Source organism: Arthrobacter sp. NPDC056691 (assembly GCF_042791415.1).
GTDB lineage: Bacteria > Actinomycetota > Actinomycetes > Actinomycetales > Micrococcaceae > Arthrobacter.
Window position 1 is genome coordinate 113018 of record NZ_JBHTXX010000002.1, and the last position, 13547, is coordinate 126564.

General features: G+C 67.1%; 14 protein-coding genes. 3 read left to right on the forward strand and 11 right to left on the reverse strand.

What is annotated here, in order from left to right; all coding sequences use genetic code 11:
* Positions 1-7 precede the first annotated feature (7 nt).
* The 10 genes from ACFRAU_RS02480 to ACFRAU_RS02525 all read right to left on the reverse strand — a co-directional run bounded on the left by ACFRAU_RS02480 (position 8) and on the right by ACFRAU_RS02525 (position 10720).
* The gene (locus tag ACFRAU_RS02480) at positions 8-838 is read right to left on the reverse strand and encodes a nucleoside hydrolase (RefSeq protein ID WP_377998660.1); all 831 of its coding nucleotides are present in this window, start codon (positions 836-838) and stop codon (positions 8-10) included.
* A gap of 51 nt (positions 839-889) precedes the next feature.
* On the reverse strand, positions 890-2173 hold the full coding sequence (locus tag ACFRAU_RS02485; protein WP_377998661.1) for an MFS transporter: 1284 nt from the start codon (positions 2171-2173) through the stop codon (positions 890-892).
* Positions 2170-2709, reverse strand: a complete 540-nt coding sequence (locus tag ACFRAU_RS02490; protein ID WP_377998662.1) for a TetR/AcrR family transcriptional regulator — start codon at positions 2707-2709, stop codon at positions 2170-2172. Before ACFRAU_RS02490 ends, ACFRAU_RS02485 begins: the two co-directional genes overlap by 4 nt.
* 2 nt (positions 2710-2711) lie before the next feature.
* Entirely contained in the window at positions 2712-3293 is a 582-nt protein-coding gene (locus ACFRAU_RS02495; RefSeq protein ID WP_377998833.1) for a sugar O-acetyltransferase, read from the reverse strand.
* A gap of 82 nt (positions 3294-3375) precedes the next feature.
* Complete coding sequence (locus tag ACFRAU_RS02500; RefSeq protein WP_377998663.1) at positions 3376-4914, reverse strand: alpha-N-arabinofuranosidase; 1539 nt, start codon at positions 4912-4914, stop codon at positions 3376-3378.
* A gap of 63 nt (positions 4915-4977) precedes the next feature.
* Positions 4978-5874, reverse strand: coding sequence for a carbohydrate ABC transporter permease (locus ACFRAU_RS02505; protein ID WP_377998664.1), 897 nt, complete (start codon positions 5872-5874; stop codon positions 4978-4980).
* A gap of 2 nt (positions 5875-5876) precedes the next feature.
* Positions 5877-6863, reverse strand: coding sequence for a carbohydrate ABC transporter permease (locus tag ACFRAU_RS02510; RefSeq protein ID WP_377998665.1), 987 nt, complete (start codon positions 6861-6863; stop codon positions 5877-5879).
* Positions 6864-6903: 40 nt separating this feature from the next.
* A complete protein-coding gene (locus ACFRAU_RS02515) occupies positions 6904-8268 on the reverse strand; it encodes an extracellular solute-binding protein (protein ID WP_377998666.1) in 1365 nt (454 codons plus the stop codon).
* 182 nt (positions 8269-8450) lie between these two features.
* Positions 8451-9452: a LacI family DNA-binding transcriptional regulator gene (locus tag ACFRAU_RS02520; RefSeq protein ID WP_377996959.1), complete on the reverse strand. Its 1002-nt coding sequence runs from the start codon at positions 9450-9452 to the stop codon at positions 8451-8453.
* 41 nt (positions 9453-9493) lie between these two features.
* The gene (locus ACFRAU_RS02525; RefSeq protein WP_377998667.1) at positions 9494-10720 is read right to left on the reverse strand and encodes a hypothetical protein; all 1227 of its coding nucleotides are present in this window, start codon (positions 10718-10720) and stop codon (positions 9494-9496) included.
* A 132-nt stretch (positions 10721-10852) separates the two neighbouring features.
* Between ACFRAU_RS02525 and ACFRAU_RS02530 the strand changes: the two genes are divergently transcribed.
* The 3 genes from ACFRAU_RS02530 (at position 10853) to ACFRAU_RS02540 (ending at position 12748) form a co-directional block, all read left to right on the forward strand.
* Positions 10853-11497: a VOC family protein gene (locus tag ACFRAU_RS02530; protein ID WP_377998668.1), complete on the forward strand. Its 645-nt coding sequence runs from the start codon at positions 10853-10855 to the stop codon at positions 11495-11497.
* Positions 11498-11533: 36 nt separating this feature from the next.
* A complete protein-coding gene (locus ACFRAU_RS02535; protein ID WP_377996962.1) occupies positions 11534-12445 on the forward strand; it encodes an SDR family oxidoreductase in 912 nt (303 codons plus the stop codon).
* Between the two features lie 96 nt (positions 12446-12541).
* Positions 12542-12748, forward strand: a complete 207-nt coding sequence (locus tag ACFRAU_RS02540) for a hypothetical protein (protein ID WP_377998669.1) — start codon at positions 12542-12544, stop codon at positions 12746-12748.
* Here the strand turns inward: ACFRAU_RS02540 and ACFRAU_RS02545 are convergent.
* Positions 12745-13530 carry an alpha/beta fold hydrolase gene (locus ACFRAU_RS02545; protein ID WP_377998670.1) on the reverse strand — a complete coding sequence of 262 codons (786 nt, stop codon included), beginning with the start codon at positions 13528-13530 and terminating at the stop codon, positions 12745-12747. The genes ACFRAU_RS02540 and ACFRAU_RS02545 overlap by 4 nt on opposite strands.
* Positions 13531-13547 lie beyond the last annotated feature (17 nt).

Here is a 13547-nt window from a genome sequence, read left to right on the forward strand (position 1 = left end):
CGTGCGCTTAGTTGTGCAGCCGCAGCCGCGCAAAAAAGTCTGCGATGATCAGTCTGGAGTCCACGCCCGTGTAGGTCCTCCTGGAGGGCCGGCTGTCTGTTTCCTCGAAGGTGCACGTGACGTCGTCGAGCCCGGTGACGACAAGAGGCGCGCTGTCCCCCAGACACCACAGCGGCCCGAATTTGACGAAGTCAGGGACCTGCACGGTGTTGAACCGCTCCCACAGCCAGGCACCGCCCGGGCCCGCCGTTTTGAGCGAATAGTCGAGTTCGGCAACAGAAATGACAAGCTGGCGGTAGGTTTCCAAAGGAAACTGCCACACGCCGAGCTGTTGATTGTCCAGCACAAACCGGGCGGCGGCAGGATCCGTGTAGCAGTTGTATTCATCCTCGTTCGCAGCGGACCCGCCGACCCAGGCAAGCGTGAACAAGGCGGCGATTCCCGGTTCCAGGAGGAGTGCGTCGGCGACATTCGTCAGCGGACCGGCACACACGAGGATCAGCGGAATGTCGTCTGAGGTGCCGGCCCTGACGGCGTCAATGATGGCCCGTGCTGCCGCATTGTCCCGGGGTTGCCCGGTGAAATAAGTGTCCGGGCCCGCGTGGACGGTTGCCAGCTCCGGGAGCTTCAGGACCCGAAGCAGGTCCTCAGCCAGGTCCGCTCCTGCCTGTGCCATGCCTTCAGGCGGCCCGAACATCGGGTTGGTTAGCGAGCTCGTGATCGCGATGATCCGGTTGGCGGGAGACAACGCGTGATGGGCCAACCCGATCAGTCCGTCCGGATCACCTGCCCAGTCGTTGTCCAGGATGATTCGGCAGCGCGGTTCCACGTTGATCATGTTCACCTGAGTAAGCGTGGCTCGATCGGCCCTGCCTTGCCTCCGGCGATTTCAATGACTGGAAACCAACTGCCTACGTTTGGCCAGCACCGCAGATAGCGCCAGGACCAGAATGCCTGCCAGCGGCACTACGATGAGGCCGACGCGCAGGCTGGCGGCATCGGCGATGGCGCCCACGACCGGCGGCGAGACCAGGAAGCCAACGCGCATCAGCCAGCTCACCATCGTGAGCCCTGTCCCGGGCCGCAGCCCGGGGAGCTCGTCCGCTGCGTGCATGGCCGCGGGCACGAGGGTTGCCACGCCGAGGCCGGCCGCCGCGAAGCCGAGAATGGTCCCGGGGATGCTGGGGACAGCCAGGGCAGTGCCCATCCCGACGGCGGCGATCACACCGCCGGCCCGCGCCACCGTGCGCTGGCCAAACCGGTCAACGAGCCGGTCGCCCAGCAGGCGGCCGATGAACTGGGCGCCGGTCAGCGCCACAAAGCCCAGGCCGGCGATGGTGGTGGCCGCCCCAAGGGTGTCGCTGAGGTAGATGGCTGACCACGAACTGCCGGCGTCCTCCACGAGGGCGCCTGCCGTGGCGATGAGCACCAGGGCAGCCAGGACACCGTACTTGGCGACTGCTCCCCGGGCGGCCGACGCCGGGCCGAAGTCCGGTGCCGCTGTTGCGTTCGCCGTTGTTCCGTTCGCCGCATCAGCGGCAGTAGCACCGCCGTCGTCAGTTTCCGGTCCCGGGAGGAGGAAGCGGTAGCAGCACAGCGTCAGCGCCGCGAAGAGCGCGGCAGAAATCGAGAGGTGGATTCCGGGCGCAAGATTCAGGCCCGCCGCCGCGGCGCCCATCAGGCCGCCCAGCACCGCACCAATGCTCCACACCGCGTGCAGGGAGTTGATGATGGAGCGCTGGTACAGCCGCTGGACGCGCAGCCCGTGGGCGTTCTGCGCCACGTCCGTCACGGCGTCCATGGCTCCGGCGAAGAAGAGCGCCGCGGCGAGCGCCGCCCAGGACGGCGCCATGCCCGCGCACAGGATGCCCGCACTGGTCAGGATGGTGCCCGCCACCGCAACCCGGGACGACCGGAAACGGCGGATCAACACTCCGGAGGCGAGTCCCGCGAGAAGCGCGCCGAGCGGGAATGCCGCCACGGCAAGGCCGAATTGCGCGTTGCTCAGGCCCAGGTCCGCCATGATGGCCGGGTACCGGGGCAGCAGGTTGGCGAAGAGCGCGCCGTTGGTGAGGAAGAGGATGGCCACCGCGGCGCGGGCCTTGCCGTTCCTGCCGGGCGGGGCGGAGAGGACGACGGCGGCGGACGGCGCTGTTGTCGAAGAGTTGTTCACTGCGGGGTCACTATTCTGTTCACGGCGTCGCGAACGGTCTCGGCGGACATGGGGTTCAGGGCCAGCGCCCGGTGGATGGAGAGGCCCTCGATCAGGGCGTCAAGCATCACCGTTGTGGTGGGATCGAAGTGCCGTGCCAGGGCGGCACGGCTCCTGGCCATCCACGTGTCGGTTACCCGGCGCAGGTCCGGCCGGCGCGCGGCCAGCGCATAGAGCTCGTAGGTCAGCAGGATGTTCCGGCGCTCCCCCAGCAAGTCCCCCGTGATGAGCCCCACCACCGCTTCCCGCGCAGCGTCCGGGCCGTCGGCGCCGGACAGGACGGCTTCGAATCCGTCCGCGGTCTCGTCGGCAAGCTTCGTGAAGGCGGCCGCAAACAGGTCGTCCAGGCCCTTGAAGTGGTAGGTCAGCGAGCCGAGGGGCACGTCCGCGGCCTGGGCAACTTTCCGGTGGGTGGTGGCGGCAACGCCATGTTCGGCGATGACGTCCAGCGCCACCTCGATGAGCCGCTGCCGGCGGTTGGGGTCGTGGCGCCGCACGCTCACAGGCTGCGGACGATGCGGGCGGGGTTGCCGACGGCCACGACGTTCGCCGGCACGTCCCTGGTCACCACGGCACCGGCGCCGATCACGGAGTTCTCCCCCACGGTCACGCCGGGCAGGATGATTGCGCCGCCGCCGATCCAGACGTTGTCGCCGATGGTGATGGGCTTCGCGGCTTCGAGCTTGTCCCGGCGCGGTCCGGGCTCCACCGGGTGGGTGGGCGTGAGCAGCTGGACGTTCGGGCCAATCTGCACGTCGTCGCCGATGGTGATGGCCGCAACGTCCAGGGCCGTGAAGTTGAAGTTGATGAAGGTCCGGGAACCGATCCGGATGTACTTGCCGTAGTCCACGAACAGCGGCGGCCGGATGTCCGTGTCCTCGCCGATCGCACCAAGGAGGTCGGCCAGGATCCGCTGTGCGCCCTCCCGGTCCGTGGCCCACGTCCGGCCGTAGCGGTCGGCGAGCTCCATGCCGCGCGCGTTGTCGGCGGCGAGGTTGGGATCGTCGGCGATGTACAGGTCCCCGGCGAGCATCCGCTCCTGCATCGTCCTGCCGTCACCGGCAAAATACTGCTCCACAATAGATCCTTCCGGAAGGCGTTATGTACAAACGTACACTGGTTGCGTACGAATGTACATAACGCCCTCCACAGGCCCGGGAGGATCAGTTCTTGACCACGTCCAGCTCAACGACGGCCCAGGACAGGGCCGGGAGGGTCAGCCGGAGCTCGGAGCCGGTGGCCTTCGCCCCTTCGAGGGGCTTGAGGCCCACACGGTCCGGACTGCCCTGGGTGTTGATGGTGAAGCGGTCCCCGCCTTCAGGGATTTCCAGGACCTCGGCCCGCAGCACCTGGCGGGCGTCGAAGCCGCGCAGGGCCACCTCGACGTCGGCCGCCTCCTCCAGGCCGCGGTTCGCGAAGAACAGCGCCACCCGGCCGGTTTCCTCGTTCCACGTCGCGCTGACGTCCACAAGGTCGGTGTCGCCAAACCGGGCGTTCCCGTACTTGTCCGAGTCGACGGACAGGCGCAGGATCTGCCCCTTCGCCAGTTCGGCCATCCGGGCGAAGGGGTGGAAGATGGTCTGGCGCCAGGCCGGGCCGTTCTCCTCGCTAAGGATCGGGGCGATCACGTTGACCAGCTGCGCCTGGTTGGCGATCTTGACCCGGTCGCCGTGGCGGAGCAGCGAGTTGAGCAGCGTTCCGACGACGACGGCATCCGTCACGTTGTACTTGTCCTCGATGACCCGGGGGTGCTCGCGCCAGCCCGCCCTGGAGACGTTGTGCGGCTGGTCCTCGGTGTCCAGGCCGCGCTGGTACCAGACGTTCCACTCGTCGAAGGACAGGTTGATGTGCTTCTTGTGCTTGCCCTTCGCCCGGACGGCGTCGGCGGTGGCGATCACCGATTCGATGAAGTAGTCGGTGTCGACCGCGCTGGCGAGGAAGCTGCCGACGTCGCCGTCGTGCTCCTGGTAGTAGGCGTGGAGCGAGACGTAGTCCACTTCCTCGTAGGCGTGGGTCAGCACTGTCTGCTCCCAGGCGCCGAAGGTGGGCATGCCGGAGTTGGAACTGCCGCAGGCCACCAGTTCGATGTCCGGGTCCACGAACCGCATGGCCTTGGCGGCTTCCTGGGCCAGCCGGCCGTACTCCTCGGCGGTTTTGTGGCCGATCTGCCAGGGACCGTCCATTTCATTGCCGAGGCACCACAGCTTGATGTTGAACGGGTCCTTGTGCCCGTTCCTGGCCCGCAGGTCGGACAGGTAGGTGCCGCCCGGGTGGTTGGCGTACTCCACGATCTCGCGGGCCGCGTCCACTCCCCTGGTGCCCAGGTTGATGGCTTCCATGATTTCGGTGCCGGCCTGCCGGGACCAGTCGACGAACTCGTGCAGGCCGAAGGCGTTGGTCTCCAGGGTGTGCCAGGCGCCGTCGAGCCGGCGGGGCCGGTTTTCCCGGGGGCCGATGCCGTCCTCCCAGTTGTAGCCGGAGACGAAGTTGCCGCCGGGGTAGCGGATGACGGTGGCCCCGAGCTCCTTGACGAGCTTGAGCACGTCCTGCCGGAAGCCGTTGTCGTCGGCCTCAGGGTGGCCGGGTTCGTAGATGCCGGTGTAGACGCAGCGGCCCATGTGCTCGACGAAGGAGCCGAAGAGGCGGCGGGGCACTTCCCCGATGGTGAAGTCGCGGTCGAGGGTGATCCTTGCGCGGGACATGTGGGGTACTCCTTGGTTGTGGTTCTAATCTGTTGAAAATCAGGTGAAAGCGAAGGTGCCGGATCAGGTCCCGGCGAGTCCCGTCGTCGCAACGCCCTTGATGATCTGGCGCTGGAAGAACAGGAAGACGAGGATGAGCGGCAGCGCCGCGAGCAGCGCGGAGGCCATGTTCTGTGCGTACTGGATGCCGTAGGCGCTCTTGATGGTCTGCAGCCCCACCGGCAGGGTCAGGATGGAGCCGTCGTTGGTGGAGATGAAGGGCCAGAGGAAGTTGTTCCACGCGCCGATGAACACGAAGATCGCGACGGCGGCCAGGATGGGCCGTGAGAGCGGCAGGATGATCTGGGTGAAGATCCGCATCCGGCTGGCGCCGTCCATCACCGCTGCTTCCTCCAGTTCACGCGGGATCTGATCGAAGAACTTCTTGAGCACGAACACCATGGCGGGGTGGATGACCTGCGGCAGGATGATGGCCCACGACGTGTCGATCATGTGCAGCGCCACCATTTGGTAGAACAGCGGGATGATCAGCACCGGCGGCGGAATGATGATGGAGGCGATGATCACCGTCATCAGCACCTTCTTGCCCCGGAAGTCGATGCGGGACAGGGCGTAGGCCACCAGCGCGGAGATGGCCAGCGTGATCACGGTGATGGCCGCGGAGGTGTAGAGGGAGTTCCACGTCCACAGCGGGATGTTGCCGTCCTGGAACACCTTGATGAAGGCGTCGGCGGTAAAGCCCGACGGCGGGATCCAGCTTACTTTCGGCGCCGCGGCATCCGTTTCACTCTTGAAAGCGGTGGCCGTTGCCCAGGCGAAGGGAATAAGCCAAAGGACGGCCAGGATCGCGGCGACCGCCAGGACGGCGGCCCTGCCGGCCGTCATTTTCCTGCGGGGCCGGCGGAGCGTTGAGGCTGATGTACTGCGGGGGGCGGGTCGGGTGAGTGTCTGGGTTGCCATGGTTATGCACTCCTGCGGCGAGTGATGAAGAACTGCATGACCGAGACGGCCACGATCAGCCCGAAGAAGATGTAGGAGATGGCTGCGGAGTAGCCCAGCCGGTAGCCGGTGAACCCGGTTTCGAAGATGTACTGCACCACCGGCCGGGTTGATCCCGCCGGGCCGCCGGCCGTCATCTGGTACACCTGATCGAAGATCTTCAGCGAGGCCAGCATCTGCAGGAGCACGATCATCACGGTGGTCGGGGTCAGCTGCGGCAGCGTAATGGAGAAGAACTGCCGCCAGGCTCCGGCCCCGTCCAGTGAGGCGGCCTCGTAGTGCTGGGCGGGGATGTTCTGCATGGCGGCCAGGTACAGCAGGAAGTTGAAGCCCACCGTCCACCAGAGGGTGGCGATGACGATGGCCCACATGGCCACGTTCGGGTCGTTCAGCCAGGCCACCTTCGGCAGTCCGATTTTCGCGAGGGAGTCGTTAATCAGGCCCAGCTGGGGGTTGTACATCCAGGAGAAGAAGAGGGACACCACGGTGGAGGCCAGCAGGTACGGCGCAAAGTAGGACAGCCGCCACAGCCACTGCGCCGGCAGCCCCACGTTGACCAGCGCTGCCATGACGAGGGCCACGAGCACCAGCGGAACGGTACTGATCACCGTGAAGTAGAGGGTGTTGCCCAGGGAATGCCACATGTCGGCGTCCGCCAGGGCTTCGGCGTAGTTGGCCAGGCCGATCAGGCTGTCATTGGCTCCCGTCAGTGACTTGCCGGTGAGGCTCATGTACAGGCCGTAAAGCAGCGGCCAGACGAGGAACACCAAAAAGAACGCCAGGAACGGGGCGGCGAAGCCCCAGCCGTTGAGGTTGTTCCGGGTCCGGCGCGGACTCGACTGGGGCGGGTCGGTTTGGGAAGGGTTTCCACGGGGCTGGTTTCCACGGGGCCGGCCGGTCAGTGCCGGCGCCTTCTGCCCGGCGTCTGGGGATGTTGCTAAGGAACTCATCGGGGACTCCTTTGTCGCTCAGTGCTTAAGCTCAGTGGCCTCAGACCGGGTTGGGCCGGGAAAGAAGGGTGTTGGTGCGCCGCACAAAGGCGTCCCAGCCGTCGGCCGCCTTGTCGCGGCCGAGGAGTACGTTCTGCACGTTTTCCGCAAAGTAGGTCTGCCAGTCCGAGCCCGAGCCGCTGAACCAGGCCTCGGGGTCGTAGGCGATGATGTCGGCGGCGTTGGCGTAGTGGATCTGGGGTGTGAGTTCCCGGTAGGCCTGCGACTGGACAATGGGCTGGTAGGCCGGAATGTGGCCGGCCTCGGCCCAGGACAGCGACCCATAGAGGATGTCGCTGACGAACTTGTACACGTCGCGCCGCTTCTGGTCGTCGACGTTCAATTGGCGCGGGAGGACGAAGGAGTGCGAGTCCGCGTACGACGCCGGGGTCCCGTAGAGCGTGGGGATGGTGGCGGCGTCGACGGGCAGCTCCGCCTTCTTGAAGGTGGGTAGTTCCCAGACGCCGCTGAACAGCATCCCCGAACCGCCGCGGGCGAATTCGGCGATGCCCGTGCCGATGTCCCCGCTCTTGGCGGCGACGGTGTCATCAAACAGAGACGCCATGAATTCCAGGGACTCGACCGCGGCATCCCGGTCCGCCTTCATCGGCTGGCCCGGGGTGAGCTCCATGTCAGCGCCGTGCTGCTTGTAGAGCGTGTAGAACAGGCGCCACATCTGCGATCCGCTGCCGAGGTAGCCGAAGGACAGTCCGTGCGCCTGCGTCACTTTCTGCATCTCGCGGGCCATGCCGAGGAAGTCCTGCGGGGAGCTCACTTGCTGGAGCTGGCCGTTGGCGGCCAGCAGCCCTGCCTTGCCGGCGACGTCCGTGTTGTAGAACATCACGAATGGGTGGGAGTCCAGGGCGATGGAGAACACCTGGCCGTTGTGCTGGCTCTTGTCCCAGATCCTTGGGGCGAAGCTCCCGGCCGTAACGCCGTGTTCCGCCAGCAGCGACATGTCCCAAGGGTCAATGAGTCCGCCGGGCGCGTAGCCGGGCACCCGGCTCGCGTGCATGATGGCCAGTTCGGGCGGCCGGCCGCCGGCCGACGCCATTGCCAGCTTTGTGTAGTAGGGCGGACCCCAGGCAAGGACGGTCGGATGCACTTTGAAGCCGGGGTTGGCCCCGTTCGCCGCGCTGATCATGGCCTGCATCTTGATGCCGTCGCCGCCGGACAGCAGGTGCCAGAACGCAATGTCCCGCACGGCCGCCGCCGAGGCGGTTCCGCCGCAGCCCGTGAGGCCGGCCGCGGCGAACAGGCTGCCCATGGCTGCGGTTCCTGCCAGCAGCTGCCGCCGTGACACCTGCCTGTCGGGCAACTGCTTGCGGGACAACTGTTTCCCGCCGAAAAATTCAAACTGCTTCACCCGTCACTCCTTTGGATGGGTCCGCTGAAAGTAATCCTGATGGCACCGCGCCAGCTGTTCCGGTTCGCTGCATCCCGGGTCCGGTGAAGTCTGGCGTGTGACGCAGACCTCACATTACATCGTTGTAAAACGCGGCACAAGGAAAAATTGTTAGCGCCAACAAGATGATGTGGCGGTCTCATTTAGCTGCGGGTGCTGTCCCGCTCCACGATGGTGTAGTCGACCGTGACCACGCGCTGCCCGCCGGTACGGTCGGCCATCCGCTCGGTGAGGAGGCGCAGGGCCTCGCTGGCCACCCGGCGCTTGTCGAAGGACACGGTGGTGAGCGACGGCACGGCAAATTGCCCGTCGGCGATGTCGTCGAAGCCGGCCACAGCAACGTCGTCCGGGACCCTGATTCCCCGTTTCCACAGCACGCTGAGCGCGCCGATGGCCATGGAGTCGGTGAAGCAGAACAGCGCGTCCGGAAGCGGGTGCGAGTCCAGATACGAGGCCATGGCGCCCGCCGCCGTGTCGGGTGTCCACTTCTCGCAGGGGATGAGCAATGAGTCATCCCGGTCAATGCCGAGTTCCTTGAGCGCCGCCTGGTAGCCGCGGGTGCGCAGAACTGCAGCTGCCGAGTGCCGTCCTTCTGCTGTTCCGAGCACCGCGATACGGCGGCGGCCCGTCCGGGCCAGCGCGAGGGTCATATCGCGCGCGGCCGCCACGCTGTCCACCCACACCCGGTCCGCCAGCTGTTGGGACACCTCCCCCAGCAGGACCACCGGGGGGAGGGAGACGCCCACTTGGACGGCGGTCTCGTCCAGCACCACGGGGTTCAGGATCAGCCCGTCGATGAGGTTGGACCGCGCGCGCGACATCAGTTCGTATTCGCGCCGGGGATCGGATCCGGTTTCCTCGATCTGGACGCTCCAGCCCTGTTCGTGGGCCACCTCCACCACGTTGTGCGCGATTTCAGCGGAGTACGGCGTGGCCAGGTCCGGCAGTGCCAGGGCAATGACTCCCGATCTGCCGTTGCGCAGGCCGCGGGCGGAGAGGTTGGGCACATAGTCAAGTTCGAGGATGGCCTGTTCCACTTTGAGCCTGGTGGCTCCGCTGACCGGCACCACGCCGTTCATCACGTTCGAGACAGTCTTGGGTGAAACCCCGGCATGCCGCGCGACGTCCTTGACCGTTGCGCGCACTGCTCCCCTTTCACCGACGGATGTGAACGATGTTACAGCCGCTACCCGGCCTGGCTGGCGCCGGCAGCCGGGCCGGCCTTCCGGCGTCGGCCGTTCACCAGAAGCCAAACCGCCACGCCGACCACGAGCGCTCCCACCCCGCCGGCCACTGCGGGCAGGGCGTTTGAGGAGCCTGCGGCTGGTTGCACTGCTACTTCCGTGGCCTGGGTTGCGGCCGGCGCGGCCGCCTTCGGCGCCCCGGACGCAGCCGGCGTTGCCGCCGTCGAACCTTGCGACGCCGCGGCCAAGGCCGCCGCGGAGTACCTGCCTACCGCGCCGTCGCCCGGCAGTGAATCCGGGGGGCTGACCACGATAACCGAACCGTCCGGGGCCACCGCCAGGTGACCGGGGCCGCCGTCGGTGGGGATGGAGCCTGCCACCGCCTTGGCGTGGGGTGGGATCACGGACAGCTTCTGGGTCAGCAGGCTCGTCACATAAAGCGAGCCGCCCGGGGCGAGGGCGACGTCCTGCGGGCCGCCCTCCACATAGATCCGGTCGGCCACGGTGCCGGTGCCCGGTTTGATGACGGCGATGTCATTGGACTTGATGTTGGCTACGTAGACGGTTCCGTCAGGTCCGGCAGCGATCCCGTGCGGCTGCTCCGACGTTCCGGTGTCTGAGACCAGCTCGATGGTCTTCGAGACCGCGTCCGTCCCGGCCGGGATCACGGAGAGTGTGCCGGCGGTCTGATTGGTCACGAACGCCGTTCCGTCCTTGGCCACCGCTAGTTCCGCCGGGCCCGCCCCTACCTTGACGGTCCGGTCCACCGCTGTGCCGTTGGGCGCAATGACGGACACGGTGTTGCCCGCGGAATTGGCGACGTACACCGTTCCGTCCGGTCCCACGGCGAGCGGATGCAGCCCGGCGGACACCGGAACGGTCCGTGCCACACTGGCCGCCCCGGGCGGGATAACCCCGACGACGCCATCTCCCGCGTCGTCCGCCGTCGCCACATACAGCGTGCCGTCCGGGCCGAGCGCGAGCCCGGTGGTGATGTGACCGCCCGTGCTGATGGTCCGCGAAGACATGGTGGCACCGGAGGGAACCACGAAGACGCCTCCGCCCTGGCCGTAATTGGCGAGATAGGCCGTTCCGTCGCCCGCAATGGCCACCCGCACCGGCGTGCCGTAGATGGAGATTTCCTGGTCGGGCGCTGCCACGGCCGGCGCTGCCGCCAGGCTCAGGATTGCTCCAACCACGGCAGTGAACGTGGCCCAGCGGTACTTCATGAAATTTTCCCCCAACAGATTTCCAAATAATGCTTCGGCGTGAAGCCAACCCAAGGAAGCCTACTAGCTGACAGGAAGGCCGGGTTGACAGCGCCCATTGACCCCTGCCCCCGGAGTCCGAATAGTGGGGGCATGGCAACAGCGATTTCCGATGCAGAGTTCTCATCCGCCGACGGCGTCGCGGAATGGCGGGTGCTCTTCTGGGGCGCGAAAACCCTTTACGAGACAGGCGACTTTGCCACAGGCGCCACGTTTGTTGCCGCGATGGCGGAGGCCGCCGAAGCACTCGGCCACGCCCCGCTGGTGGACCTGCGTCCGGACACCGTGACCGTCCAGGTGATTACGCCAGGCGTGGGGCTGAGCGACCGCGACCTCGAGCTTGCCCGCAGGATCTCCGGTGCCGCGGCGCTCCTTGGGCTGAAGGCGGACCCATCGGCCGTGCAGCACGTCCAGCTCGCGTTCGACGCCGCCGACCGCCCCGCCGTCATGGAGTTCTGGCGTGCGGCGCTGGGCTACGTCGCCGTCGGGGACGAGGACCTCATCGAACCCAACCTGATCGGTCCGCCCGCCTGGTTCCAGGACAAGGAGTTTGTCACGCCGCGCAACCGGATCCACGTGGACGTTTCGCTCCCGCATGACCAGGCGCAGGCCCGCGTCGACGCCATCGTGGCCGCCGGTGGCCGCGTCCTCGGTGACCGCTTCGCGCCAGCGTGGGTTTCCCTCATCGACCCCGAGGGGAATGTGGTGGACATTTGCACGTGGCAGGGACGGGACTGACGGCCCTGCACCCGCACGGAAAGCAAGGAGAGAACTATGAGCAGCAGCGGTCCTGTACTTGTGGTGGGCGGAACCGGCATGCTGGGTGGCAAGGTGGTCGCCGCGCTGCAGGCCAAGGGCAAGCCGGTGCGCGCCCTGGTGCGGGCCGGTTCGGACGCCACCGGGCTCCAGGACGGCGGTGTGGAGGTTGTCCGCGGGGACATGATGGACCCCGATTCCGTGCTCCGCGCCATGGAGGGGGCCGATGCCGTCATCACCTCGGCGGCCGGATACACGCGGCACAGCAAGGGCGACACTGCCGACATTGACATCACCGGCAATGCCAACCTCGCCGACGCCGCCGCCCGTGCCGGTGTTCGCAGGTTCGTGCTCACCAGCATCCTCACCTGCGACCAGACGCCCGGCGTGCCGCACTTCTGGCACAAGAGGCTGGCCGAGGACCGGCTTGAGGAACTGCAGGTTCCGTTCGTGGCGCTCCGTCCGGGTGCCTTCCTGGACCAGGTGGCCCGGTTCGGCGGCGACCCGTTCGCGAAGCGCCGGCTGACCTGGTTCGGCTCGGACCAGGTCCCCATGACGTTCGTGCTGACATCCGACCTCGCCGGGTACCTGGCGGCTGCCGTCGACGCGGACGTGGCCCCCGGGTCGCGCATCGACATCGGCTGGGACCGCCCGGTGTCCATGCACCAAATTGCAGATATCAGCGGGCGGCTTCTCGGGGAACGGATCAGCGTCCGTTCCATTCCGGCCGGTCTCCTGCGCGGTGCCGGGAAGATCCTCGGCCGGGCCGTTCCGCTGGCCCGTGACATGAGTGCCATGATCGACTGGTTCCAGACCGGTAAGTACGTCGCGGACACCGCCCGCCAGCGTGAGGTCTTCGGACCGCCGCCCACTGCGGAGGACGCCGTCGCCCGGTTCCTGCAACAGCTCGGACACACAGTCCGGCCGTAGCTATGCGGCGAAGACGCCTGGTGAGGTGCGCCTGGTCCGCCCCCGTCGGACCTCGCAGTCCGGTTTCCCAGGCCGGCCCGGGAATGGTGGGATGACGTGGTTCGCACCTGCACGATGATCCGCATGTTCTGCATTCAGAACCACGCCGAACAGTGGACGCAGACCGCACAGCCGCGAGCACCACCAGTCGCTGCTCGACGGGCGCGGCCTGACAGGCGCATTCTGGCAGCTGCCCTGACAACGGGACGGACGACGGCGGGAGGCCCCGCCGTCGTTCGTCCCGCCTATGCCTCAGAAGGTTAGGCGTCCAGGAAGCGCAGGATGAACGGCAGGGTCCTGAGCAGGGCCTGCAGGTCGCCGTCGCTGGCGGCAAGTTCGCCGAGGTAGTCGCCGTGGCCGCCGGGCACGATCAGCAGCCGGGCTTCCGGAATGGCGCGCGACATGCGGACGGCGTGCTCGGGGCTCATCACGTCCTGGTCGGCTGCGACCACCAGGGTGGGCGCCGTGATCCTGGCGAGGTCCGGCTCGGACCAGCCGGGGAAGCCGATGATGCGCTGCCGGTCCAGCTCGAACAGCCGCTCGAGGTGCCCGGGCTCGGGATTGAGCGTGCGGTCGGCGTCCTGATAGGCAGCAGGCATGCTGTCCAGGGTGGCCGTCTTCATGCCCTCCCAGAATTCGTCGGGCACGGCGTCCCGGCTGAAGAACGTGGAAGCGGCGATGAGGCGCCGGACCCTGGCCGGATGCTGCATGGCCAGGGCGAGGGCCGTGTGGCCGCCGGCGCTGAAACCAAGCACGTCCACCGAATCCAGCCGCAGCTGGTCGAGGACCGCCAGGACGTCACCGGCCGAGTTCTCGGCGGTGAGCGGCCGGCCGGTCGGGGCCGTACGGCCGTGGCCTTCCTCGTCGACCGCGATCACCTGGCGCTTACTGGCCAGGAACGGGATGAGGCTGGCGAAGTTCGTCTGGATGTTGGATCCCCCGCCCGGGATCAGCAGCAGCGGGGCCTTATCGCCAACTGCCCGGCCGTGGACCTCGTAGTACATGCGGAGGTCGCCGTTTGCCGCGTATCCGTGGGTGAAAGTCACACGGCATCCTAACGCCG

Excerpts from the sequence above, each read along its gene's own strand:
- ACFRAU_RS02505 (WP_377998664.1), bottom strand. The coding sequence starts at position 5,874 with ATGGCAACCCAGACACTCACCCGACCCGCCCCCCGCAGTACATCAGCC.
- ACFRAU_RS02535 (WP_377996962.1), top strand. The coding sequence starts at position 11,534 with ATGAGCAGCAGCGGTCCTGTACTTGTGGTGGGCGGAACCGGCATGCTG.
- ACFRAU_RS02525 (WP_377998667.1), bottom strand. The coding sequence starts at position 10,720 with ATGAAGTACCGCTGGGCCACGTTCACTGCCGTGGTTGGAGCAATCCTG.
- ACFRAU_RS02480 (WP_377998660.1), bottom strand. The coding sequence starts at position 838 with ATGATCAACGTGGAACCGCGCTGCCGAATCATCCTGGACAACGACTGG.
- ACFRAU_RS02510 (WP_377998665.1), bottom strand. The coding sequence starts at position 6,863 with ATGAGTTCCTTAGCAACATCCCCAGACGCCGGGCAGAAGGCGCCGGCA.
- ACFRAU_RS02500 (WP_377998663.1), bottom strand. The coding sequence starts at position 4,914 with ATGTCCCGCGCAAGGATCACCCTCGACCGCGACTTCACCATCGGGGAA.
- ACFRAU_RS02530 (WP_377998668.1), top strand. The coding sequence starts at position 10,853 with ATGGCAACAGCGATTTCCGATGCAGAGTTCTCATCCGCCGACGGCGTC.